The sequence below is a fragment of the Sphaerotilus hippei genome (assembly GCF_003201595.1).
Lineage (GTDB): Bacteria > Pseudomonadota > Gammaproteobacteria > Burkholderiales > Burkholderiaceae_C > Sphaerotilus > Sphaerotilus hippei.
Window position 1 is genome coordinate 1 of sequence record NZ_QJJS01000015.1, and the last position, 22,255, is coordinate 22,255.

Annotated in this window: 14 protein-coding genes and 1 CRISPR repeat array; of the genes, 6 read left to right on the plus strand and 8 right to left on the minus strand. The window is 66.7% G+C overall.

All coding sequences use genetic code 11. The annotated features are described in order from the left end of the window. Positions 1-200 precede the first annotated feature (200 nt). A CRISPR array of direct repeats spans positions 201-2,872; the repeat unit is 28 nt; unit sequence TTTCTGAGCTGCCTATCCGGCAGTGAAC. Between the two features lie 159 nt (positions 2,873-3,031). The 8 genes from C7444_RS14775 to ugpQ form a co-directional block, all read right to left on the minus strand. Further along, the gene (locus C7444_RS14775; RefSeq protein ID WP_110401624.1) at positions 3,032-3,994 is read right to left on the minus strand and encodes an IS5 family transposase; all 963 of its coding nucleotides are present in this window, start codon (positions 3,992-3,994) and stop codon (positions 3,032-3,034) included. Between the two features lie 222 nt (positions 3,995-4,216). Then, entirely contained in the window at positions 4,217-4,780 is a 564-nt protein-coding gene (gene cas6f, locus C7444_RS14780) for a type I-F CRISPR-associated endoribonuclease Cas6/Csy4 (protein ID WP_110401625.1), read from the minus strand. 3 nt (positions 4,781-4,783) lie between these two features. Further along, a complete protein-coding gene (csy3, locus tag C7444_RS14785) occupies positions 4,784-5,839 on the minus strand; it encodes a type I-F CRISPR-associated protein Csy3 (protein WP_110401626.1) in 1,056 nt (351 codons plus the stop codon). Positions 5,840-5,858: 19 nt separating this feature from the next. Then, positions 5,859-6,956: a type I-F CRISPR-associated protein Csy2 gene (gene csy2, locus C7444_RS14790; protein ID WP_110401627.1), complete on the minus strand. Its 1,098-nt coding sequence runs from the start codon at positions 6,954-6,956 to the stop codon at positions 5,859-5,861. Then, on the minus strand, positions 6,946-8,241 hold the full coding sequence (csy1, locus tag C7444_RS14795) for a type I-F CRISPR-associated protein Csy1 (protein ID WP_110401628.1): 1,296 nt from the start codon (positions 8,239-8,241) through the stop codon (positions 6,946-6,948). Before csy1 ends, csy2 begins: the two co-directional genes overlap by 11 nt. 215 nt (positions 8,242-8,456) lie before the next feature. After that, entirely contained in the window at positions 8,457-11,903 is a 3,447-nt protein-coding gene (cas3f, locus tag C7444_RS14800; RefSeq protein ID WP_110401629.1) for a type I-F CRISPR-associated helicase Cas3f, read from the minus strand. Then, on the minus strand, positions 11,900-12,925 hold the full coding sequence (gene cas1f / locus C7444_RS14805) for a type I-F CRISPR-associated endonuclease Cas1f (RefSeq protein ID WP_110401630.1): 1,026 nt from the start codon (positions 12,923-12,925) through the stop codon (positions 11,900-11,902). Before cas1f ends, cas3f begins: the two co-directional genes overlap by 4 nt. Positions 12,926-13,064: 139 nt before the next feature. Continuing rightward, positions 13,065-13,877, minus strand: coding sequence for a glycerophosphodiester phosphodiesterase (gene ugpQ, locus C7444_RS14810; RefSeq protein ID WP_110401631.1), 813 nt, complete (start codon positions 13,875-13,877; stop codon positions 13,065-13,067). 211 nt (positions 13,878-14,088) lie between these two features. Here ugpQ and C7444_RS14815 point away from each other — a divergent pair, with 211 nt between their 5' ends. From C7444_RS14815 to C7444_RS14840, 6 genes are all read left to right on the plus strand, one after another. Continuing rightward, positions 14,089-18,018, plus strand: coding sequence for a DUF3683 domain-containing protein (locus tag C7444_RS14815; protein ID WP_110401632.1), 3,930 nt, complete (start codon positions 14,089-14,091; stop codon positions 18,016-18,018). 1 nt (position 18,019) lies between these two features. Further along, positions 18,020-18,487, plus strand: coding sequence for an HIT family protein (locus C7444_RS14820; RefSeq protein ID WP_110401633.1), 468 nt, complete (start codon positions 18,020-18,022; stop codon positions 18,485-18,487). Between the two features lie 61 nt (positions 18,488-18,548). Next, complete coding sequence (locus tag C7444_RS14825; protein ID WP_110401634.1) at positions 18,549-18,956, plus strand: gamma-butyrobetaine hydroxylase family protein; 408 nt, start codon at positions 18,549-18,551, stop codon at positions 18,954-18,956. 34 nt (positions 18,957-18,990) lie between these two features. Then, complete coding sequence (ubiE, locus tag C7444_RS14830) at positions 18,991-19,722, plus strand: bifunctional demethylmenaquinone methyltransferase/2-methoxy-6-polyprenyl-1,4-benzoquinol methylase UbiE (RefSeq protein WP_110401635.1); 732 nt, start codon at positions 18,991-18,993, stop codon at positions 19,720-19,722. A gap of 344 nt (positions 19,723-20,066) precedes the next feature. Next, entirely contained in the window at positions 20,067-21,470 is a 1,404-nt protein-coding gene (locus C7444_RS14835) for a TIGR03013 family XrtA/PEP-CTERM system glycosyltransferase (protein WP_110401636.1), read from the plus strand. A gap of 133 nt (positions 21,471-21,603) precedes the next feature. Further along, positions 21,604-22,254: an XrtA/PEP-CTERM system exopolysaccharide export protein gene (locus C7444_RS14840; protein WP_245909591.1), complete on the plus strand. Its 651-nt coding sequence runs from the start codon at positions 21,604-21,606 to the stop codon at positions 22,252-22,254. Position 22,255 lies beyond the last annotated feature (1 nt).

Consider the following 22,255-nt stretch of genomic DNA (forward strand, 5'->3'; position numbering starts at 1 on the left):
AGCAACTCCTCCAGCGGGTAGCGGCAACGCCGGCTGCGCGGGTCGTCGAGTTCGGCGAACGCCGCCAGGTCGCCGAGGGCTTCAGGCGCGGGGGGCAGGGGCTGGTTGTCGGGCATCGGGGGCGTCAAAAACTCGCTCTTGTAGCACCGATTTCAGGCAAGAGCTTCATGCAATCGCCCTGCACCTACTACGGGCAGACATTTCTGAGCTGCCTATCCGGCAGTGAACCTCGCGGATGAGCTGGATGGCGACGGCGTCCTTTTCTGAGCTGCCTATCCGGCAGTGAACGCCATCAGCGCCCTGCCCGGTCTGTTCGGCCTTTTCTGAGCTGCCTATCCGGCAGTGAACGTGGTGCACGTGGGTCTGGGACGAGCCGGCGTTTTCTGAGCTGCCTATCCGGCAGTGAACCTTGCCTTCGGCGGTCCACAGATTGCCGCCCATTTCTGAGCTGCCTATCCGGCAGTGAACGCGGCGGGCGAGCGGGCGCAGGGTGCGCACCTTTTCTGAGCTGCCTATCCGGCAGTGAACTCACGCTCGGCGTCTCGGCCGTCGGCCTGGTCTTTCTGAGCTGCCTATCCGGCAGTGAACAAGCGCCGGGTTGTCGGCGAGATGCCGAACTTTTTCTGAGCTGCCTATCCGGCAGTGAACAGGGAGTTGGCCAAAGAGAGCTTTCCTCAGCATTTCTGAGCTGCCTATCCGGCAGTGAACTCTACCGGATGATTCGGCAACGCGCGTTGATCTTTCTGAGCTGCCTATCCGGCAGTGAACCCAACACCGTCAAGGCCCGCGTGCGTCTGTTTTTTCTGAGCTGCCTATCCGGCAGTGAACATCACGACCGATGACGGCCGGTTCGGCGTCTCTTTCTGAGCTGCCTATCCGGCAGTGAACCTCGGACGTGCAGACCAAGAACAGCCCGCTGTTTTCTGAGCTGCCTATCCGGCAGTGAACCGGCGACGACGTGTTCGGCCAGATGCTGGCTCTTTCTGAGCTGCCTATCCGGCAGTGAACGGTCGTGGTGGCGGCCTGGATGCGCCCACCCATTTCTGAGCTGCCTATCCGGCAGTGAACCACTCAGACATGCCCGATTCAGGCGTCTGCACTTTCTGAGCTGCCTATCCGGCAGTGAACTGTCCCTATTGGCGAGTCGACGATTTCATATTTTTCTGAGCTGCCTATCCGGCAGTGAACCGCACGGCCCAGATCGGGGCCGAGCAGGCCACTTTCTGAGCTGCCTATCCGGCAGTGAACCGACTGGTAAACCCGCCAGCCCATCGCAGCCATTTCTGAGCTGCCTATCCGGCAGTGAACTCGATGATGGATTGAGCCATCGCGGTCCTGATTTTCTGAGCTGCCTATCCGGCAGTGAACTCGACCCTGTCGCCCTCGTGACGACCTGCGCTTTTCTGAGCTGCCTATCCGGCAGTGAACCGAAACCCTGCGAGCTGTGCACCGCTGGGTTTGTTTCTGAGCTGCCTATCCGGCAGTGAACATCAGCCATCCGCGCCAATCCCAGATCAGCCATTTCTGAGCTGCCTATCCGGCAGTGAACATCGCGCTGGGCAAGGCCGTGACGGCCGGCTCTTTCTGAGCTGCCTATCCGGCAGTGAACGAACCCTCAGCAGGACGGTACATGCCACCAGATTTCTGAGCTGCCTATCCGGCAGTGAACAAGCATCCACGGCGCAAGGGCGGCGACCAGTGTTTCTGAGCTGCCTATCCGGCAGTGAACCACACGGTCAGGATGCCCGGCGGATCGTAGTATTTCTGAGCTGCCTATCCGGCAGTGAACGTGGCCCATGCCCCGCTCGTGGCGCTGGTGGCTTTCTGAGCTGCCTATCCGGCAGTGAACTTGCTGGTCTCACGGTGACGATGACTGCCAACTTTCTGAGCTGCCTATCCGGCAGTGAACACGCGGGCCTTGACGGTGTTGGCCGGGGCGGTTTTCTGAGCTGCCTATCCGGCAGTGAACCATCGCCACCGGCAGCACCGCGGCCGACTTCGTTTCTGAGCTGCCTATCCGGCAGTGAACACGACGTTCAGCTACTCAGCCGGGGTCATGATTTTCTGAGCTGCCTATCCGGCAGTGAACACCAGATCGTCCCGCCGGGCCTGGGAGTGCTGTTTCTGAGCTGCCTATCCGGCAGTGAACGGCGCAAAGCACGCCCTGGTGGCGGCGTTCCTTTTCTGAGCTGCCTATCCGGCAGTGAACGCATCACGGCACGCACACAGAGCAGCAGCCACGTTTCTGAGCTGCCTATCCGGCAGTGAACTCGAGCGCGCGGCACTCGCGGATGAGCTGGATTTTCTGAGCTGCCTATCCGGCAGTGAACCTGGCCGCCCGCGTGTCCACCGTGTTCGACCATTTCTGAGCTGCCTATCCGGCAGTGAACGGACGGCCCCGTCAGTGCTGCGGTGGGCCACTTTTTCTGAGCTGCCTATCCGGCAGTGAACGCCGAGCGTGACGATCAGCTCCTGCTGCTCGGGTTTCTGAGCTGCCTATCCGGCAGTGAACACGTGGCGTCCAACCTGACCCGCCAGCTCCGCTTTCTGAGCTGCCTATCCGGCAGTGAACGGCACCACCAACGAGACCGGCGACAGCTACGATTTCTGAGCTGCCTATCCGGCAGTGAACAGCGTGTAGGCCTCGCCGGCCCGCAGCTCGACTTTCTGAGCTGCCTATCCGGCAGTGAACTCAGGCGAGGTTGCCGCCGGCCATCGCGTAAGTTTCTGAGCTGCCTATCCGGCAGTGAACGTTTCCGTCCAGCGTGCTGCCGGGATCGGTGCTTTCTGAGCTGCCTATCCGGCAGTGAACTCACCCGCCTGAACAACGAGATCCCGGCGGTCTTTCTGAGCTGCCTATCCGGCAGTGAACTCGCGGGCTAGGGAAGGTCTGCACAAAGCCCAAGCACGCGGGCTACATGGCTGAGCAAATGGGAATGTGATGCAACCTCGGCATGTTTCAACCCAATTTCCAGGCTTGCGGCGCCCAGCGGCGGGCCACACAGGCCCTTTTGGCGAATTGCGGGCGCACTCATGCCAGCACTCCCAACAGCTTGCGCCGCACCATCCACAGATTGGCCAGCGCAAACAGCGTGTGCAACTGCGCCGTGTTCTTGGCCAATCCGCGGTAGCGCACTTTGACGTGCCCAAACTGGCGTTTGACGACCCGGAACGGATGCTCCACTCGCGCCCGAATGCCCGCCTTGACCTTCTCCAGTTGCTCGGTCAGGGCTTCCATCGGCTTGGCCGGGTCGAGCGTGCGGCGCTTGCCAGGCCGCATCGCGATGTTCCAGGTCACGTCAGCCCGGGCGTCCGGGCGTTTGCCAGCGCCTTGGTAGCCCGCGTCGGCAAAGACTTCACGGTCGCCGGGCCGCAGCAGGCTGTTGGCTTCGGTCACGTCGTTGACGGCGCCGCTGGTGCCCCTCACGGTGTGCACCAGGCCCGACTCCAGGTCCACGCCGATGTGGCACTTCATGCCGAAGTACCACTGCTGGCCTTTGCGGCTTTGCTTCATTTCCGGATCACGTTCGCCGCTGCTGTTCTTGGTCGAACTCGGCGCGGCAATCAAGGTGGCATCCACCACCGTGCCGCTCTTGAGCATCACGCCCTTGGCACTCAGCAGGTCGTTGACGGTCTGCAGGATCTGGCCAGCCAGCTTGTGCTTCTCCAGCACGTGGCGAAACCGCAGGATCGTGCTCTCGTCGGGAAGCCGCTCATCCCAGCCTTCCACGCCCGCGAACTCGCGAAACACCGGCATGTCGTGCAGCGCTTCTTCCATCGCCGGGTCGCTCAGGGCGAACCACTGTTGCATGAAGTGAATGCGCAGCATGGTTTCCGGCGAGAAGGGTGGCCGGCCGCGCTTGCCTTCGGGCAAGTACGGCGACACCAGTGCCACCAGATCGGCCCAAGGCACGACCTTCTCCATCTCGGCCAGGAACTCCCGGCGCCGTGTTCGCTTGGCCGTCTGTCCCAAGCCCAGGCTGTGCTGCTTCATGGACCGTATCGTCTCAGTGCTTCAGGCCCATGCCAAGCACGGCTTGGGGCGATTTATGCAGACTGTCCCTAGCCAAAAACACGCACAAGTGCCTGATGCACAAAGAATTTTGCCACAAGTGGGCCGTTGCCCCAAAATTTCTGTGGCAGGTGTAAGTTGTTGATTTTTAAAGAATGATGCCTGACCCCTGAAAAAAGGGTCGGGCGGGTGCCGGGGCGTGGGTCAGAACCAGGGGACTGAGCCGGTCTGGCTCAGGCCGTAGGCGCTGAATTCGCCTGGTGCGGGGGCGTCGAGCAGCGGGCCGTGATCGATGAACAGGCGGAACTTCTGGCCTGAACTCGTGCTGCACAGTTGCACGAAGGGCAGGTGCAGCGTCTGGGCGGCACTGTCCGGAATGCGCTGCCGTGCCTGCTCGGCGTCGAGGTCGTGGCGGCGCATCAGGCGGCGGCGCAGGCGTTCGGGGTTGCTTTGTGCCTGCACCCGCCGCACGACACGATGCCGCGCGTCGGAGGGGGTTGGTGCGCTGCGGCTGAGCGCCACGTGGTCACGCATGCCGGTCAGCCAGTCGCTCGCCTCCAGCGTGGTCAGCGGCTCGCTGTGCCCATGCAGCCGCAGCCGGGTTCCCAGGTGCGGCGCTCGTGTGTCGACCCCCGGGAAGCTGACACCGATGCCTCCGAAACCCTGCTTGACGAGGGCGCGGTGCAACTTGGCGAACAGGGCGTTCATCAGTTGCGGCGCTGGAAACTCCGGGTCGGGCCGCAGCTCGATGTCGAGGTAATGGTCCATCACTCAGTCCTTGCCGGCATCGCCGAACACACCGCCGCGGATCAGGGTGGCCATGACGAAGTGCTGTTGCTCGATGGCTGGCGTGTCGTCGCGCAGGACCCAGTTGTCCAGCAGCGTGTAGAAATCGGCCTTCCGCTTGGGCTGTCGATAGGCCCGGCCCTCGGTCGTGACCGAGCCGTAGGGCTCCACGGCGATGGGGCCGAGGCCGAGTTCCTCGGCGTCCGGGTACCAGGTGTCGATGGTGCGCAGCGCATTGCCGATCTTCTGCGAGTGGATGCCGGCGACCTTGTTGACGCCGGCCGTCACGCTGTAGAGCGTCTTGCTCTTGTCGCCCCGGCCACGGTCGAGGATCAGCTCCTGCGAGGGGAAGACCTCCTGACCCCCTCCGATCCGGGCAAATGCCGTGACTTGCAGCAGCACATGGCGTTGGCCAGCCAGGCCGTTGGCCAGCAGCTGCGCCAGTTCGTCGAGCCCGGCTGGCGCAGCGCTGAACTGTCGCATGGGCAGCGTCAGCGCATCGAAGGTCCAGACACGGGTGGCTTGGCCGTTTTCCAGATGGGCGACGCGGACCTCTACCGATTCGGCGCCAATGCGGTTGCGCCACAGGAAGCGGCCGTTGGCCAGGTTGTGGGCGTAGCGTCGGGCCAGCTCGTCGTAGCCCTGGCTGCTCACGTAGCTCGCCACGGTCTGCAGCAGCTTGGTCTTGTATTCGGCACTGTTGCAGGCCGAAGGCGTGCCTGCACCACCCAGCACGCGCAGCGTGAAGCTGACGCGCAGGGTGTCGGCCTCGGCCGGCAGGGCCGCCACGTCGACGGTTTGCAGGTTGGGGTTCTCGATGGCGGCATCGAGCTTGGCGGGATCCTGGTCCTTGGTCTTGAGTCGGTTGGAAATGGTGCCCCGCACCGATTTTTCATTCACCGCGATCGGTGCCCAGGCATGGTTCTGGTCACGCTCGGCCCACAGGCCGGCGTGAAGCAGCGCATCGGACGGATCGAGCTTGCGTTCGAATGCCAAGACCGAAGCGGTGGCAAGGGCGGTGGCGTCTTTTTTCGTGGCCATGATGAAAACTCCCTGAGTGTCAGAACAGTGAAGGTTGCTGCGCTTGTGCAGCGGGGGGCAGGAAAACAGGCAGCATGGGTGCGCAGGCCGGATCACCTGGCTCGGCGTCGGCTGGAGCCGGTGCGCGGTAGTCGTTCCGGCAGCGGTACAGGCCGGTGGGCTCGTCGTGATCGCCGTACCAGAGCAGGTCCTGCACGCTGGTCAAACGATGCGGGCTGATCCACTGGCCAAGTGAATAGACACTCTCGACAAAACGGAAGTGCGTGCTGCGGTCGCGGGCGCCCGCCACCTCGCCCGGCTCGTAGAGTGGCGACAAGGCGGCATAGCCCACCGGGATCGGCACGATCCAGCCTGCAGGGCGATCGTGTTGCCAGGTCACCGCCTCGACGAGTTCGCCCGTGCGCGGGTTTTCAACCTGGGTGCGCTGGGCGCGGTAGTTCAGCCGCGAGAGGTCGAGCCAGGCGTCCAGCAGGCTGGCGCCGGGCTGGGCAGCCTGCAGCTTGGCGTGGTGGTTGTGCAGCAGGTCGTCGCGAGAGACCAAGGCAAAGCCCGGCAACCAGCGCAAGCGCCAACTGCGGAAGGCCTTGGTTTGCTCAGCGCCCTCCGGACCCAGCGGCAGCAGTTGCGGGCGCTGCTGTCGCGCCGTCGGGCCGCCCGCACTGTGGGGCAGGGCGGGCATCACGCTGCCTCCGGCCACACGCATGCCGGCCAGGTGGTCGGCCACCGTCTGGGCCACGCGCTGGCGGGTGGCGTCGTCTTCGCCCAGCACCGTACCCACCACGCCGAACACCAGCGAGATGTCCAGGTGGATGCGTCCCTCTTCGACGATCGATGCCGAACTGCCGTCGGCATTGACCGGATTGCGGCTGAGCCGGAAGGCGCGGGTGAAGCCGCCTTCGGTGGTCTGCGCCTCGTGGCCATGGCAGATGACACCGACGCCATTGAAGTTGAGCCCCAGTTCGGCGCCCAGCCTGCGCTCCAGGCTGTGCATGGTGCCCAGCAAGGCCGACATGGCGGGAGCTCCCCAGGTGAGCGGGCTCGAAATGGCGTTGGCGTTCTGGATCCGCAGCCGGGGAATGACCAGCACCCCGGTGATGGTGGGCAGCTCAGTCGGCATGGCTCATCTCCCATTCGTAGGCCGCCAGTTCATCGGCCAGCTCGGTTTGCCAGTGCTGGTGCTCGGGGTCGCCCATGTGCAGCCGCTGCTTGCTGCTGAGTTGGCCGTTGAGCCAGTTGGCATAACGCCCCGCCAGAACATCAGGCCAGTCGCTGGGTCGTTCATCGGCGGCGCCCGCATCGACCCAGACCTTCTCGGCCGGATGCAGGCGGCATTCGGGGTCGTCGCTCCAGCCGTCCGGCAGCGTGCGGAACGCCACGCCGAACAACACGAAGTGCGAGATCAGCTCGAGGGCCAGTTCATCGCGGGCGTCGCGCGTGTCCATCGTTTTTGGCGGATCGGTCTCCAGAAAGTCGCGCAAGGCCTTGACGGCTTGCCAGACGCCGTCCTGTCGCTCGAAGCGCTTGAACAAGGTGTCCGAGCGCAGCAGCGGAGCCAGATCACGCGCTTGCCAGACCGGTGGCAGCGAGGCGAGCAGGTAGTTGTTGCCGCCGCGCTCGCTGTTCAGCTGCGACACGTTCTGAGGCTTGGTGCCACCCAGCTTCTGGACGGCCAGGTTCAGGTAGTCGCGTGTCGGCCGCTCATGGAACTCTTTTTCCCGACGGGCCTGGCGGGCTTCCTTGGCGGCTTCGCTGAAGCGGTCGTCCTGGATGACCGCGTGTACCTGGTGCGCCAGCGAGCTGGCGTAAAGCGGTGCCAGCAGGTGGAAGTCGGCATCGCTCACCGGGTCTTCGCCCACCAGCCAATAGACCTGCTTGGCCAGCGTGTGGCTGGCCACTCGGCCACGGGCTTGTACCAGGCTGGTGAAGGCTTCGACCCATTCGGCGGCCTGCTCGGGCTGGTCGCTCAGGGCAGCGGCCACATCGGCATCGCCTGCCAGCATGAGAGCCAGAAGGTTTCGGCCCTCATGCTCCAGCTTGAGGAGCTTGAAGACATCCAGCGCGGCGGCGTTGCCCACCACGTCGCTGGCAAAGTCATCGCCGAGGCAATGGCTGCCGACCAGGACCTGTGGGGGCAAGCCGGCCGGCGGGCAATAGAGATTAGTGCCCTTGGCATCGGGGTGAGTGGGTTTGAGCGAGTGCGTCACCGCCTGGATCTGGCTGACACGTCGTGCAGCATCACCCAGCCAGGTGCTGTGCTCGTACTGCGCTCGAAGCGCTTGGGCAGCGACATCACGCTGCGGATCATCGGCCTTCAGCTTCTCCAGCTTGGCATCGCAGCGTTCCTTGAGGAACTGAGCGATGACAGCCCGGATGACTGCCGACCTCCCTGATAGGTTCGACATAGATCCTTCCTGAGTCAGTTGCGGCAAGAGCGCCGCTCTGTGTTGATGGACTGTACGGCATTGTTAACCATTGCAGTACCAGAATGGAATTTTTTATTGACGGGGTCTGTATGCTTCAATGACTGCCGCAAGGCAGCTCAGAAAATTGCTGTACCCGAGTGGTCATGCAACCTTCACTGCCGAACAGGCAGCAGGCTGGCTCAGCCGGCCTCTTCTCATCGTTTTTTGGTGAAGCCCAGCACCGGGTGCGATCGCCAGCCCTGGGCGTTTTCGGGCAGGCTCAAGGTGGCGAAGCGTTGCGCGCACTGCGCGGCGCTGATGTCGCGCGCTTCGGCCAGATCGAGGATGGCTTGCTCGTAGCTGGCCGCAAACCAGGGGGAGATGCCGCAGCCTTGCACCTGCTCGTCCGGGATGCGCTCGTGCTTGGCGCGCTCCACCGGTTGGTAAAGGGCCTGACCCCGTTCGGCATCCAGCACCTGGGTCAGCTCGATCTCGCCCGTGTCCTCGTTGGGGCGCAGGCACAGGTCCACACCGGGCTTGGGGTCGTATCGAAATGGCGAGTGCTGCGGCAGCATGGCGGTGAGCAGCGCGTCGGCCGCCGGCTCGTGCCACCAGGAGGCGGCGTTGGTGGGGATGGCCATCGCCAGGGCGGTCGCTCCGCCGGCCCGCATCTGGCGCGGCGTCAGCACCACCGGCTTGGCCACGATGGGCAGCATGGTGTGCGCGAGGCGGGCGTGCTCCAGATCCGCCAGCCGCCGGGTGGGTGCAAGGTGCTCCGGTCCCGCGCAGACGATGCGCGGCCGGGCGTCGATCACGTCGCACTCTTCTGGTCGCAGCAAGGCGCTGAGCTGGTGGGTCTGCAGCTTGAAAGGTGGCTCGTCCAACTCGAAGCCGGGGCGCAGGAAGGCTGCGCGATCCGGTTGCTGGCCGTGTCTCAGGTTGGTGTCGAACACCACGAGGTTGGGTGTGGTGCAGACGTCATGCCGGTGCCGCCGCACTCGCCCTGCCAGCTGGATCAGCGAGCGCATTGACGAGGGTTCGACCACGGACCAGTCGTAGTCATGGTCCCGACCGACTTCGGTCACCGGTGAGCCCAGCACGATGAAGAGTTGATCCCGGGCTTCCGGATGGGCTTCCAGCTTGGTCCGGATCTCCGGCAACGCGAACACGGCATCGGGCTGATGGCGTTTGAGCGTGGTGTCGAGTCGGTGCTCGATGGCCGAGCGGATCAGCAGGGGAAATTGCGAGTGGTAGACGCACAGGTGGATCTGCACGCCTGCGGGCGCGCCCTGCTTGAACAGGGCCAGCGCCACCTGCACCAGCGGCTCGATGTTGGCCATGCGCACCAGGCCGAAGCTGACGCGCCGCCCGGGTCGCTCGGGGTCCTGCTGGTGATGCTGCTGGTGCAGGGCCTGTGCGTGTTGCAGCACTAGACGGGCGAATTCGACCGGGCGCTGCGTCTCGCTCAGGCCGGTCAGCGGCAGCGGCACCAGCTGGCAGCGCCGGCGTACCGGTGCGCTGGCCAGCCGGGCGTGGCGTTCGCGGGCGAAACGAAGGTGTGCGGTCTCGAACGCCTCCGGCGTCGCGCAGGTGCTGTGCGCTTGTCGTTCTTCGTCCAGCCACAGGGCGAGCACTTCAGGTGGGGCGTCGCCTCCGGGGTGCTGGCCACGGTGGCGCTGGAACTGGTTCCGCCCGGCCCGATACGCCATGAACAGGCCTTGCACCAGTGCGGGTGGCAGGGTGGCTGAGGACAGCAGCACCCTGCTGCCCAACAGGCCGGCCCAGTGAATCAGGCGGGTGAGGGCCGGCAGGTCGGCGATGTCGAAGTCGTCGGGTTCATCCAGCACCAGATCGCCGCTGAGCAGGCGCAGCATGGGCGCGATCTGTCGGCCGCCGCGCTGGCTTTCGGTGGCGGGTGTGAGGTGATCGATGGTACAGACCAGCAGCGGTGCCACCAGCAGGGCCTTGACCCTGGGGTCGTGCAGCGCGAGGGCCAGCAAGGGGTTGGTTTCAGCCCGACCGGAGTCACCGTCGAAGTCCACGGTGGCGTCTTCGTCCAGCAGGGCCTGGGCTGACGCCGAGCCCGAGCCTTCCGCCAGCGCTTCGTGATGCTCGAACAGCGCCTTGCTGGCGCTGCCGCCCACCTGAATGGCGAGTTGATCAGCGTCGAGCTGCAGCCGGTCACGGAACGCGTGACCGGTCTGCAGCGTCAGGGTGCGCAGGCCCATCGCGAATGCACAGCGAAAGCCCCGTTCCGGGTCCGCGAGGGCGTTCATCACGCGGGCGTTGCCCAGGGTCTTGCCGCATCCGGTGCTGGCCATGTTGACGATGAAGGCGCCATGCTCGGCGGCCTGGTCACGCAGGCGAGTCGCCAGTTCGGCCGCCTTGTCCTGCCACCGGAAACGCTCGTCGCGGCTGCGCTGGTGCAGCGGCTTGTGGCGGTGCAGCGCCGGCAGGTCGGCCGCGAAGCGAGGCAGGGCGTGGGTGATGACGCGGCTGTCGCGAGCCACACCGATCAGGTGTTCGTCCAGGGTCTGGTTGGCGACGGTTCTGCCGCTGTCCTTGCGGGTGTTCGCGAGCAGCGGGTAGCCGTCGGGCACGCGGATCCGGCCGCTGTCGCGCCCGGTGCGCGTGAGGCTGGAGTAGTGGTGATCAGCCAGCATCAGGGCCAGGCGCGAGAGGTGCATCACGTAGGGCTGCTGCAGCCACGAGTAGCCTGCATCCCTGTCCGGATGGGCCAGCAGGCGCTGCAGCCGGGTGGCCAGGCGCCTGGACTGGGACTGCCAGTGGGCGGTCGTCACCGGCAGGCCCTGCGGGAAGTCCCAGTAAGGCAGCACTTCACGGCGGGCCGCTGGCGTGAGGACCTCGTTCCAGCCGGCGTCCACCTTCAACAGCGCGGCTTCGAGGCTGGCGGCGCTGAAGCCGCCCGCCTTGGCGCCCAGCCAGTCTTGAGTGCCGTCCGTCCTGTAGGCGGGCAACACCGGTAGCCGATGGTGCGTGACGATCAGCCAGGCGATGGCTTGTGCCAGCGGGGCATGGGCCAGGGCACGGAAGGGGGGCGTGACGGTGGTGTCCAGACCGTCACGTTGCAGTCGGCCGCTGCGCCAATCCGTCCAGGTGGCCAGATCCGCCTCGGTCGGATCGGCGAGGCGGGCCAGCCAGGTCGAATCGTTGCTGTCACCCACGAAGGCCTGGAACAGGCGCAGCGACACCCATTCATGCCGATAGCGGTTGCGTTCCTTTAGTCGTCCCGCCAACCGGGCCTGAAAGGCGGCGCAGGCCTTGCCCAGGTCATGCATCAGAGACGCCATTGCGGCCAGCAGGTGGATGTCTTCACCGCTGTGCCAGTCGTTTTCATCCTCGGCTCGCAGGATATCGCGCTCCGTGCTGTTGGTCGGCACCGCCCCCATCGGGTTGAAGCGGCTGCGATCCCCCACCACCCACAGCAGTTCGGAGTGGTCGAGCCCACGGATCCAGTGGCAGGCCACGGCCGTGTTCTTGCGTGCGGTCTGACGCAGCAGTCGGCGCAGCGTGTCCAGGCCGTCGCGGGTGATCGGGGTCTGCCAGGTCCGGTCGCCACGCCGCTCGGCGAACTGGTCGAGGAGGCGGCGGGTTTCGGTCAGGGCCCGCTTGTCGCACTGGGAGATGATCAGCACGTTCATGCGTCGCCTCCGGGCAGAGGAGGCCGTTGCGCCCGCTGGCCCATGCGGACGGCCACCTCCTTGACGGCATCGATCATGAAGTCGAGGGCTTCGCTGCGGGTCAGGTTCTCGATGCAGGCCTGGCGGAATTCCTGCTCGGTGTCTCCACGGGCGGCGCTGATGAAGGCCTGGGGCAGGATCACCGCGTCCTTGACCAGGTCGGCCACGTCGAACACCAGACCGCCACGGCGGGTCTTGCCGTGCAGCACCGCCAGGCCGTGAGGGATGCCGAGCACCCAGGTGGCGGTGGCGCCCAGGCCGTAGGCCAGGTAGTTACCGTGGTCCAGGAACTGGTTGGCCGCATCCACGCTCTGGCCGCGCTGGCTGCGCGTGAAATCGCCGTATTTCGTGGCGTGGCAAGCCAGCTTGTAGAGCTGCTTGGTCAGGCGGGCCTCTTCCGTCAGCAGCACCATGTGATCGGACGCTGCGTCCATGGCCGGGGCCGTCTGGGCCAGCGCCGCTTCCAGCGCCTGCAGGTCGGGCTCGTAGCCGGCGGCCTTGAGCCGGCGATCACCGCTCCACTGGGTACGCAGGCGCTGCAGCCGGAGCCGCTGGAAGGTCTTGGCGGCCTCGAGCCTCAGGGCGTCGTCGAACCAGAAGCGGACCCAGTGCTGCAGGTACTCCGTCGGCCGGTATTCGCTCTGTGGTGACAGCCAGGCGATGTCGAGGTCGAGCTCGGTTCCGGCAAACAGTGGGGTGCCCCCGCCGCCGCAGAAGCCGACCAGGACCCCGGCCTTGGCCAGTTCGCGCATCGCGGCCTGGGTCAGCGAGGTGCCGGTCCCGAGCAGCACGCAGGTGGTGTTGGCGATCGGGATGTTCCAGTACAGCGACTGCTTGCCCTGCTCGGTGACGTACTCCACCCGTCCGCCGTTCACCAGCACGCGGCAGTGTTCGAGGTAATAGAGGTTGGCCCGCTTCGAATGCAGGATCGTCTTCAGATCGGACGGCGTGACCTCGCCGGTCCGCGGCCTGCTCGGCTTCATCCTGGCTCCCTGTGTCCCGATGTGCACAAGGTAGCGGCCATGAGGCTCACCAGGCGACCCAGCCCACCCCCTCCTATGGGGGTGTCGCCGTGTCACAAGTCACGCCGGTCCGCCGCGTCGAGCGGACCCCTGCACCAGATCAATCCGGCACGAACCTCGCCACCTCGTCGGTGATGAGGCCGTCGAGGCCCCAGCCGAGCAGGCGCTCGGCGGCGTCGGGGTCGTTGACGGTGTAGGCGAGCACGCGCAGGCCGGCGTGGTGCAGGCGCTGCAGCAGGGCGGGGTCGATCAGCGAGTGCTCGAGGATGACGGCGGTGCAGTCGAGCAGCTCGGCGACGTCGAAGCAGTCGGGGGTGAGCTGGTCGAGCAGCAGCGCGCGCGGCAGCTGGGGGGCGGTCTCGCGGGCCGCGGCCAGCGCCTTGGCGTTGAAGGAGCTGAGCAGCGGCCAGGGGGCCTGGCCGGCGTCGACCAGCGGCTGCCAGAGGGCCTCGGTCTCGGCGGCGACGACCTCGCCGGTGCGGGTTTCGTCACCCGGGGTGGGCTTGAGCTCGATGTTGAGCACGCCGCCGTTGCGCTGGCAGAAGGCGGTGACGGCCTCGAGGCTGGCGGGGGGCTCGCCGGCGTGGCCACGGCTGTGCCAGCCGCCGGCGTCGAGCAGCGAGATCTCGCTCCAGACCAGGGTGCTGGCGCCGCTGTCCTGGCCGGCGGTGCGCAGCAGCGTGTCGTCGTGCATCAGGTAGGGGATGCCGTCGGCGCTGAGCTTGACGTCGCACTCGAAGGCGCGGAAGCCGTGGCTGGCGCCGACCCGGAACGCGGCCAGCGTGTTCTCCGGCGCGATCGTGCCGGCACCGCGGTGCGCGATCCAGCGCGGGAAGGGCCAGACCGGGCTGGCTGCCAGGGGCGCGGACGGCGGCAGGCCGTCGTCGGGCAGGGTGGCGATGGACGCGGTCATGGAACTCCTCGCGGGTGGTGGGGGACAGGGCTGATGATGCACCTTCGGCCGGTGTCCGTGATGCCTTGCATCAAGGCCGGCCCGACAGACTGCCGCAGGAGCATGACGCCCCGTCGTGCCCGGGGCCGCGTGTGTCCGGGAAAGCACTTGCGCCCGGCGGGCCGGGGTCCCTGCGGTAGGATTCGCGGTTCTGCGCGCAGGCCAAGACACCATGAATGCACCGCTGCCTTTGAACCCCATCACCCCCGGTCTCGTGGGTGATCACCTTGCCGAGCTCGACGCGGCACCACCGTCTCGCCTGCGCGAAATCCCCTACAACTACACCTCGCTGTCGGACCGGGAGATCGTCATCCGGCTGCTGGGCGCACGGGCGTGGGAGCTGCTCGACCTGCTGCGCGGCGAGCGCCGCACCGGCCGCTCGGCCCGCATGCTCTACGAGGTGCTGGGCGACATCTGGGTGGTCCAGCGCAATCCTTACCTCGAGGACGACCTGATCGACAACCCGAAGCGCCGCGGTCAGCTGATCGAGGCGCTGCAGCACCGCCTGGCCGAGGTCGAGAAGCGCCGCGAGCCGCAGGTCGATCCGCAGCGTGACGCGCTGGTGGCCGAGCTGCTGGTGCAGGCGCAGGCGGCCGTGAAGCGCTTCGGCGAGCGCTTCCGCGTGGTCCACGACCTGCGCCAGCGCACGAAGAAGGTGCTGGGCCGCCACACGCAGAAGGACAACATCAAGTTCGACGGCCTGAGCCGGGTCGCGCACGTGACCGACGCGACCGACTGGCGCGTCGAGTACCCCTTCGTCGTGCTGACGCCCGACACCGAGGCCGAGATGGCCGCGCTGGTGGCCGGCTGCGTCGAGCTGGGCCTGACCATCATCCCGCGCGGGGGTGGCACGGGCTACACCGGCGGTGCGGTGCCGCTGACCTGGAAGAGCGCGGTCATCAACACCGAGAAGCTCGAGCAGATGACCGAGGTCGAGCTGATCGACCTGCCGGGCGTGGACCGTCCGGTGGCGACGATCTGGACCGGCGCGGGGGTGGTGACGCAGCGCGTGTCCGATGCGGCCGAGCGTGGCGGCTACGTCTTCGCGGTCGATCCGACCTCGGCCGAGGCGAGCTGCGTCGGCGGCAACGTCGCGATGAACGCGGGCGGCAAGAAGGCCGTGCTGTGGGGCACGGCGCTGGACAACCTGGCGAGCTGGAAGATGGTGACGCCCGAGGCCAAGTGGCTCGAGGTGATCCGCCTGAACCACAACCTGGGCAAGATCCATGACGTCGAGACCGCCAGCTTCGAGCTGAACTACTACGACGCCACCGGCCGCACGCTCGAGCGCACCGAGCGCCTGGACATCCCGGGGCGCACCTTCCGCAAGGAAGGGCTGGGCAAGGACGTCACCGACAAGTTCCTGGCCGGCCTGCCGGGCATCCAGAAGGAAGGCTGCGACGGCCTGATCACCAGCGCGCGCTGGGTCGTGCACAAGATGCCGGCGCATGTGCGCACGGTCTGCCTGGAGTTCTTCGGCAACCCGATCCAGTGCGTGCCCTCGATCGTCGAGATCAAGAACTTCATGTTCGACGAGATGAAGCGCCCGGGCGGCGCCATCCTCGCCGGCCTGGAGCACCTGGACGACCGCTACCTGAAGGCGGTGGGCTACGCCACCAAGAGCAAGCGCGGCGGCTTCCCGAAGATGGTGCTGATCGGCGACATCGTCGGTGACGATGCCGACGCGGTGGCCCGTGCCACCTCCGAGGTGATCCGCCTGGCCAACGGCCGCTCGGGCGAAGGCTTCGTGGCGGTCTCGGCCGACGCGCGCAAGAAGTTCTGGCTCGACCGCAAGCGCACCGCCGCGATCAGCAAGCACACCAACGCGTTCAAGGTGAACGAGGACGTGGTGATCCCGCTCGAGCGCATGGGCGAGTACACGCTGGGCATCGAGCGCATCAACATCGAGCTGAGCCTGCGCAACAAGATCGCGCTGGCCGACCGGCTCGAGGCGCTGTTCACCGCCGGCAGCCTGCCGCTGGGCAAGACCGACGACGCCAACGACATCCCCAGCGCCGAGCTGCTCGAGGACCGCGTGCAGCAGGCGCTGGCGCTGGTGCGCGACGTGCGCACGCAGTGGCAGGACTGGATGCAGCACCTCGACGTGGTGCAGCCCGCCGAGACCCGCTCGTTCTTCGACCAGCTGCAGGACCACAGCCTGCGGGCCTCGTGGAAGACGCAGATCCTGCGGCCGCTGCAGATGCTGTTCACCGGCGGCTCCTTCGCCCCGGTGATCGACGAGTGCAAGCGCCTGCACAAGGAGGTGCTGCGCGGGCGCGTCTGGGTGGCGCTGCACATGCATGCCGGCGACGGCAACGTGCACACCAACATCCCGGTCAACTCCGACAACTACGAGATGCTGCAGACCGCCCACGAGGCGGTGGCACGCATCATGGTGCTGGCGCGCAGCCTGGACGGCGTGATCTCGGGCGAGCACGGCATCGGCATCACCAAGCTCGAGTTCCTGACCGACGACGAGCTGAAGAACTTCGCCACCTACAAGGCGCGCGTCGACCCCGAGGGCCGCTTCAACAAGGGCAAGCTGCTGCGCGCCCGCGACCGGGTCACCGACCTGGGCGACGACACCCGCTCGGCCGACCTGAGCGAGGCCTACACGCCCAGCTTCGGCCTGATGACGCACGAGTCGCTGATCATGCAGCAGAGCGACATCGGCGACATCGCCGCGTCGATCAAGGACTGCCTGCGCTGCGGCAAGTGCAAGCCGGTGTGCGCCACGCACGTGCCGCGCGCCAACCTGCTCTATTCGCCGCGCAACAAGATCCTGGGCACCTCGCTGCTGATCGAGGCCTTCCTCTACGAGGAGCAGACGCGGCGTGGCATCAGCATCAAGCACTGGGAGGAGTTCGAGGACGTGGCCGACCACTGCACGGTCTGCCACAAGTGCCTGAGCCCGTGCCCGGTGAAGATCGACTTCGGCGACGTGTCGATGAACATGCGCAACCTGCTGCGCAAGATGGGCAAGAAGAGCTTCCGCCCGGCCGGTGCGGCGGCGATGTTCATGCTCAACGCCAGCAACCCCGAGACCATCAAGCTGGCCCGCTCGGCGATGGTCAACGTGGGCATCAAGGCCCAGCGGGTCGCGCACGACGTCTTCCAGTCGCTGACGAAGAAGCAGACCGGCGCGCCGCCGGCGACGGTGGGCGCCGCTCCGATCAAGGAGCAGGTCATCCACTTCATCAACAAGAAGCTGCCGGGCGGCCTGCCCAAGAAGACCGCCCGCGCGCTGCTGGACATCGAGGACAAGGACTACGTCCCGATCATCCGCGACCCGAAGGTGACCACGGCCGAGACCGAGGCGGTGTTCTACTTCCCCGGCTGCGGCTCGGAGCGGCTGTTCTCGCAGGTCGGCCTGGCCACGCAGGCCATGCTCTGGCATGCCGGCGTGCAGACGGTGCTGCCCCCGGGTTACCTGTGCTGCGGTTATCCGCAGCGTGGCTCGGGCCAGTTCGACAAGGCCGAGAAGATGATCACCGACAACCGGGTGCTGTTCCACCGGGTGGCCAACACGCTGAACTACCTCGACATCAAGACGGTGGTGGTCAGCTGCGGCACCTGCTACGACCAGCTGCAGGGTTACCAGTTCGACAAGATCTTCCCGGGCTGCCGCATCATCGACATCCACGAGTACCTGCTGGAGAAGGGCATCACGCTGTCCGGCCAGGGTGGTTTCCTCTACCACGACCCCTGCCACACGCCGATGAAGCTGCAGGACCCGATGAAGACGGTCAAGGCGCTGCTGGGCGAGGGCGTGGTCAAGAGCGATCGCTGCTGCGGCGAGGCCGGCACGCTGGCGCTGAACCGCCCGGACATCTCGACCCAGATCCGCTTCCGCAAGGAAGAGGAGATCCGCAAGGGCGAGGCCCAGCTGCGCGCGGCCGGCCACCAGGGCGACATGAAGATCCTGACCTCCTGCCCGGCCTGCCTGCAGGGCCTGAGCCGCTACGGCGACGACCTGCAGAACGGCCTGCTCGAGGCCGACTACATCGTCGTCGAGATGGCCCGCCAGATCCTGGGCGAGAACTGGATGCCCGAGTACGTGCAGCGTGCCAACGCCGGCGGCATCGAGCGGGTGCTGGTCTGACATGGCCGCCACCTGCGTGCTCTGCGGTGCCGACGACCCGGCGGCGGTGACGCCGGTCTGTGACCTCGGGCCGCTGCGTGTGGTCCGGGTGATCGACCAGCCGGACTACCCGGCCTACTGGCGGGTCATCTGGCGCGCCCACGTGGCCGAGTTCAGCGACCTCGACGCCGCCGACCGGCTGCGCTGCATGGACGTGGTGGCCACGGTGGAGCGGGTGATGCTCGAGGCCCTGGCGCCGGCCAAGGTCAACCTGGCCAGCCTGGGCAACATGGTGCCGCACCTGCACTGGCACCTGATCGCCCGCCATCGGCTGGACGCCCATTTCCCCCAGGCCATCTGGGCGCCGCGCCAGCGCGAGTCGGGCGCCGGCGGGCCGTTCACGGCCGACTGGCCCGCCATCGACGCCCGCATCCGCCAGGCGCTGGGTGTGGACGATGGTCAGGAATTGCATCTCGGGGCTGGCGCGTAGTGGTTTGCCCGCTTACACTTCGGGTGCTTGTTGTAACAAGTTGTATTCCAGAGATCCGCCGATGAACGATCAGGACACCCTGCTGCGACCGACCGCGCTGACCGTGCACCAGCACAGCCGCGTGCTCGAGGTCGGCTATGCGGACGGCGCCAGTTTCCGGCTGCCGTTCGAGTTCCTGCGGGTGCTGTCGCCCTCGGCCGAGGTGCGTGGGCACGGCCAGGGCCAGGAGGTGCTGCAGACCGGCAAGCGCGACGTGCTGATCGTCGACCTGGAGCCGGTGGGGCACTACGCGGTCAAGCCGACCTTCAGCGACGGCCACGACAGCGGCCTGTACACCTGGGCTTACCTGCGCGAGCTCGGCGAGGGGCAGGATCGGCTCTGGGCCGACTACCTGGCTCGCCTGGAGGCTGCCGGCGCCAGCCGCGACATCGCGACGCCGCCACCGGCGCGCGGCTGCGGATCGCACTGAGCGGCCCCGGATCCTGGATCACCTTGAACACACCATGAGCAACACACACTTCGGATTCAAGACCGTCGAGGAAGAACGCAAGGCCACGATGGTGCGCGGCGTCTTCGACTCGGTCGCCTCGCGCTACGACGTGATGAACGACGTCATGTCGGGCGGCCTGCACCGGCTGTGGAAGGCCTACACGATCGCCGTGTCGGGCGCCCGCGAAGGCCACCAGGTGCTCGACATCGCCGCCGGCACCGGCGACCTGACCCGCGCGTTCGCCAAGAAGGTCGGGCCGACCGGCACGGTGGTGCACACCGACATCAACGAGGCGATGCTGCGCACCGGGCGCAACCGCCTGGTCGACGAGGGCCGCATGCTGCCCAGCGTGCTGTGCGACGCCGAGAAGCTGCCGTTCCCCGACGCGCATTTCGACATCGTCAGCGTCGCCTTCGGCCTGCGCAACATGACGCACAAGGACGTGGCGCTCCAGGAGATGTGCCGGGTCCTCAAGCCCGGCGGCAAGCTGCTGGTGCTGGAGTTCTCCAAGGTGGCCAAGCCGCTGGAGAAGGCCTATGACTGGTATTCGTTCAACCTGCTGCCCCGCTTCGGCAAGATGATCACCGGCGACGCCGAGAGCTACCGCTACCTGGCCGAGTCGATCCGCATGCACCCCGGCCAGTCCGAGCTGAAGGCGATGATGAAGACGGCCGGTTTCGGCCACGTCGACGTGCACAACCTGACCGCCGGGGTCGTCGCGCTGCACCTCGGCATCAAGTGCTGAAACGCATTGGAATTTGAATATTGAAGACCAGCGGACGGTGGTCGCAGAAACCACCGCCGTGATTCCGGAAAGGTATTGCGTGATTTTCCGGATTTTCGTGAAGATGATTTTTCAATAACGACGGCCGATTTCCGGTTCCGGGTGCCGCCACGACCGTGGTGCTCCCGCGAACGGACGAAAAGTCGCACGAAACGATTCGACGCCGTGTGGTTCGCGGGGGAACGCGAGGGCGCGGGATGGTCGCCGGTGCAGATCGGCCGAAAATCCCGGGCAGATTCTGTCTTCATTGCCGGGGTGGCCATGCGCCGGCCCGGGCAATGTCCCATCTCCTTGGAGAACATCGGATGTTCCGAGTATTCCAGCACCGCACGTCGGGCACTCACTTCGTCGAACTGTTTGCCGACGGCGCGCTGTGTTTTGCCGCCGTGCTGCTGTCGGCCGTCACGCTGGCGCGCCAGGACGCGATCGGCCTGGCCCAGGCGGCGACCCCGGCCATCTTCCTGTCGGCCCTGGCCTTCGCGCTGGTGATGGCGCTGATGTATTCCTTCGTCGGCCTGTACCGTCACCGCAACCTCGGCCTGAGCTCGACGGTGCTGCGCGTGTGTTTCGTGTTCGTGGTCGGGGGCTACATCACCTACCTGGCGGCCAAGTACATCCAGTACGACGGTTATGCGAGCCGGCTGGTCGGTTATGCGCTGGTCTACCTGACCGGCGGGCTGGCGGTCTACCGCGGCGTGGCCTGGACGCTGCGCCAGAAGATGGGCGCGCGCCGCGTGATGATCGTGGGCACCGGTGCCGACGCCAGCCAGGTCTGGAGCGACCTGACCGCGCCCGAGCTGCGTGCCGGCTACGAGGTGGTGGGCTTCTTCCCGACCTCCGACGGACACGAGGTGCCCGAGCGGGTCGAGGGGGGCCGCGTGTTCGACCGCCGCCGCGACATGCTGGACCTGGTGCGCCAGCACGGCATCAGCGAGATCATCGTCGCCGAGCGTGAGCAGCGTGGCGGGGGCGTGCCGATGGAGCAGCTGCTGGAATGCCGCATCAGCGGCGTGCCCATCCTCGACCTGGCGGGCTTCTACGAGCGCACCCGCGCCGAGGTGCCGGTCGACAGCCTCAAGGCCAGCTGGCTGATCTACGGCGACGGCTTTGCCCAGGGCCGCCTGCGGGCCGCGACCAAGCGCCTGTTCGACGTGGTGAGCTCGTCGGTGCTGCTGCTGCTGGCCTCGCCGGTGATGCTGCTGACGGCGCTGGCCATCCGCCTGGACAGCCGCGGCCCGGTGCTCTACCAGCAGGAGCGCGTGGGCATGGCCGGCGAGGGCTTCATGTGCATCAAGTTCCGCAGCATGCGCACCGACGCCGAGAAGGATGGCGTGGCGCGCTGGGCGACCAAGAACGACAGCCGCATCACGCGGGTGGGCGAGTTCATCCGCAAGACCCGCATCGACGAGCTGCCGCAGCTCTTCAGCGTGCTGCGCGGCGAGATGAGCATGGTCGGCCCGCGCCCGGAGCGGCCGTCCTTCGTGGCGCAGCTCAAGGAGCAGATCCCGTTCTACGACGTGCGCCACACCGTCAAGCCGGGCCTGACCGGCTGGGCCCAGGTGCGCTACGCCTACGGCGCCTCGCTCGAGGACGCGCGCCGCAAGCACCAGTTCGACCTGTACTACGTGAAGAACAACTCGCTGCTGCTCGACCTGCAGGTGCTGATCGAGACCGTCAGCGTGGTGCTGTTCCGCGAGGGTGCGCACTGAGCGGAGGCGCCTGGACGATTTTGCACGGTCCGGGCGTCGAGCCGCGCCGCTTCGATTCAAGAAACCCCGCCGGTCCGACGATAGGACCGGTCAGAGAGCGGCCGCGCAGGCCGCACGCCACCGAGGACACCGCATGAGTCACGATCACCACCGCCGCGCCCGCCTGAAGGTGAGGGGCCTGGGCGCCGCCCTGATGGGGGCCGCGCTGGTCGCCGGCGCGCTGTCGGGCTGCAGCAGCACCGGCGCCTACCCGCCGGCCCCGCGCAGCGCCCAGACCCCTGACCACCGCTACAAGATCGGTCCGCTGGACACGCTCAACGTCGTGGTCTGGCGCAACCCCGAGCTGTCGGCGGCCATCACGGTGCGCCCCGACGGGCTGATCTCCACGCCGCTGGTCGAGGATGTCGTCGCCGCCGGCAAGAGCCCGGCCGAGCTGGCCCGCGAGATCGAGGCCCGGCTGTCGCGGGTCATCCGCGACCCGGTGGTCACGGTGGTGGTCAGCAACTTCCAGGGCGAGTACGCCGAGCAGATCCGCATCGTCGGCGAGGCGGCCAAGCCGCAGGCCGTCGCCTTCCGCCAGAACATGACCCTGCTGGACGTGATGATCCAGTCGGGCGGGCTGACCGACTTCGCCGACGGCAACGCCGCGGTGCTGGTGCGCGGCTCGGAGGCCGGGCGGCAGTACAGCGTGCGCCTGCGCGACCTGCTCAAGCGCGGCGACATCTCGGCCAATGTCGACGTCAAGCCGGGCGACATCATCATCGTGCCGCAGAGCTGGTTCTGAG

What these genes read in the sequence shown, in the direction of transcription:
- C7444_RS14775 (WP_110401624.1), bottom strand. Translation starts at nt 3,994, where the DNA reads ATGAAGCAGCACAGCCTGGGCTTGGGACAGACGGCCAAGCGAACACGG.
- cas6f (WP_110401625.1), bottom strand. Translation starts at nt 4,780, where the DNA reads ATGGACCATTACCTCGACATCGAGCTGCGGCCCGACCCGGAGTTTCCA.
- csy3 (WP_110401626.1), bottom strand. Translation starts at nt 5,839, where the DNA reads ATGGCCACGAAAAAAGACGCCACCGCCCTTGCCACCGCTTCGGTCTTG.
- csy2 (WP_110401627.1), bottom strand. Translation starts at nt 6,956, where the DNA reads ATGCCGACTGAGCTGCCCACCATCACCGGGGTGCTGGTCATTCCCCGG.
- csy1 (WP_110401628.1), bottom strand. Translation starts at nt 8,241, where the DNA reads ATGTCGAACCTATCAGGGAGGTCGGCAGTCATCCGGGCTGTCATCGCT.
- cas3f (WP_110401629.1), bottom strand. Translation starts at nt 11,903, where the DNA reads ATGAACGTGCTGATCATCTCCCAGTGCGACAAGCGGGCCCTGACCGAA.
- cas1f (WP_110401630.1), bottom strand. Translation starts at nt 12,925, where the DNA reads ATGAAGCCGAGCAGGCCGCGGACCGGCGAGGTCACGCCGTCCGATCTG.
- ugpQ (WP_110401631.1), bottom strand. Translation starts at nt 13,877, where the DNA reads ATGACCGCGTCCATCGCCACCCTGCCCGACGACGGCCTGCCGCCGTCC.
- C7444_RS14815 (WP_110401632.1), top strand. Translation starts at nt 14,089, where the DNA reads ATGAATGCACCGCTGCCTTTGAACCCCATCACCCCCGGTCTCGTGGGT.
- C7444_RS14820 (WP_110401633.1), top strand. Translation starts at nt 18,020, where the DNA reads ATGGCCGCCACCTGCGTGCTCTGCGGTGCCGACGACCCGGCGGCGGTG.
- C7444_RS14825 (WP_110401634.1), top strand. Translation starts at nt 18,549, where the DNA reads ATGAACGATCAGGACACCCTGCTGCGACCGACCGCGCTGACCGTGCAC.
- ubiE (WP_110401635.1), top strand. Translation starts at nt 18,991, where the DNA reads ATGAGCAACACACACTTCGGATTCAAGACCGTCGAGGAAGAACGCAAG.
- C7444_RS14835 (WP_110401636.1), top strand. Translation starts at nt 20,067, where the DNA reads ATGTTCCGAGTATTCCAGCACCGCACGTCGGGCACTCACTTCGTCGAA.
- C7444_RS14840 (WP_245909591.1), top strand. Translation starts at nt 21,604, where the DNA reads ATGAGTCACGATCACCACCGCCGCGCCCGCCTGAAGGTGAGGGGCCTG.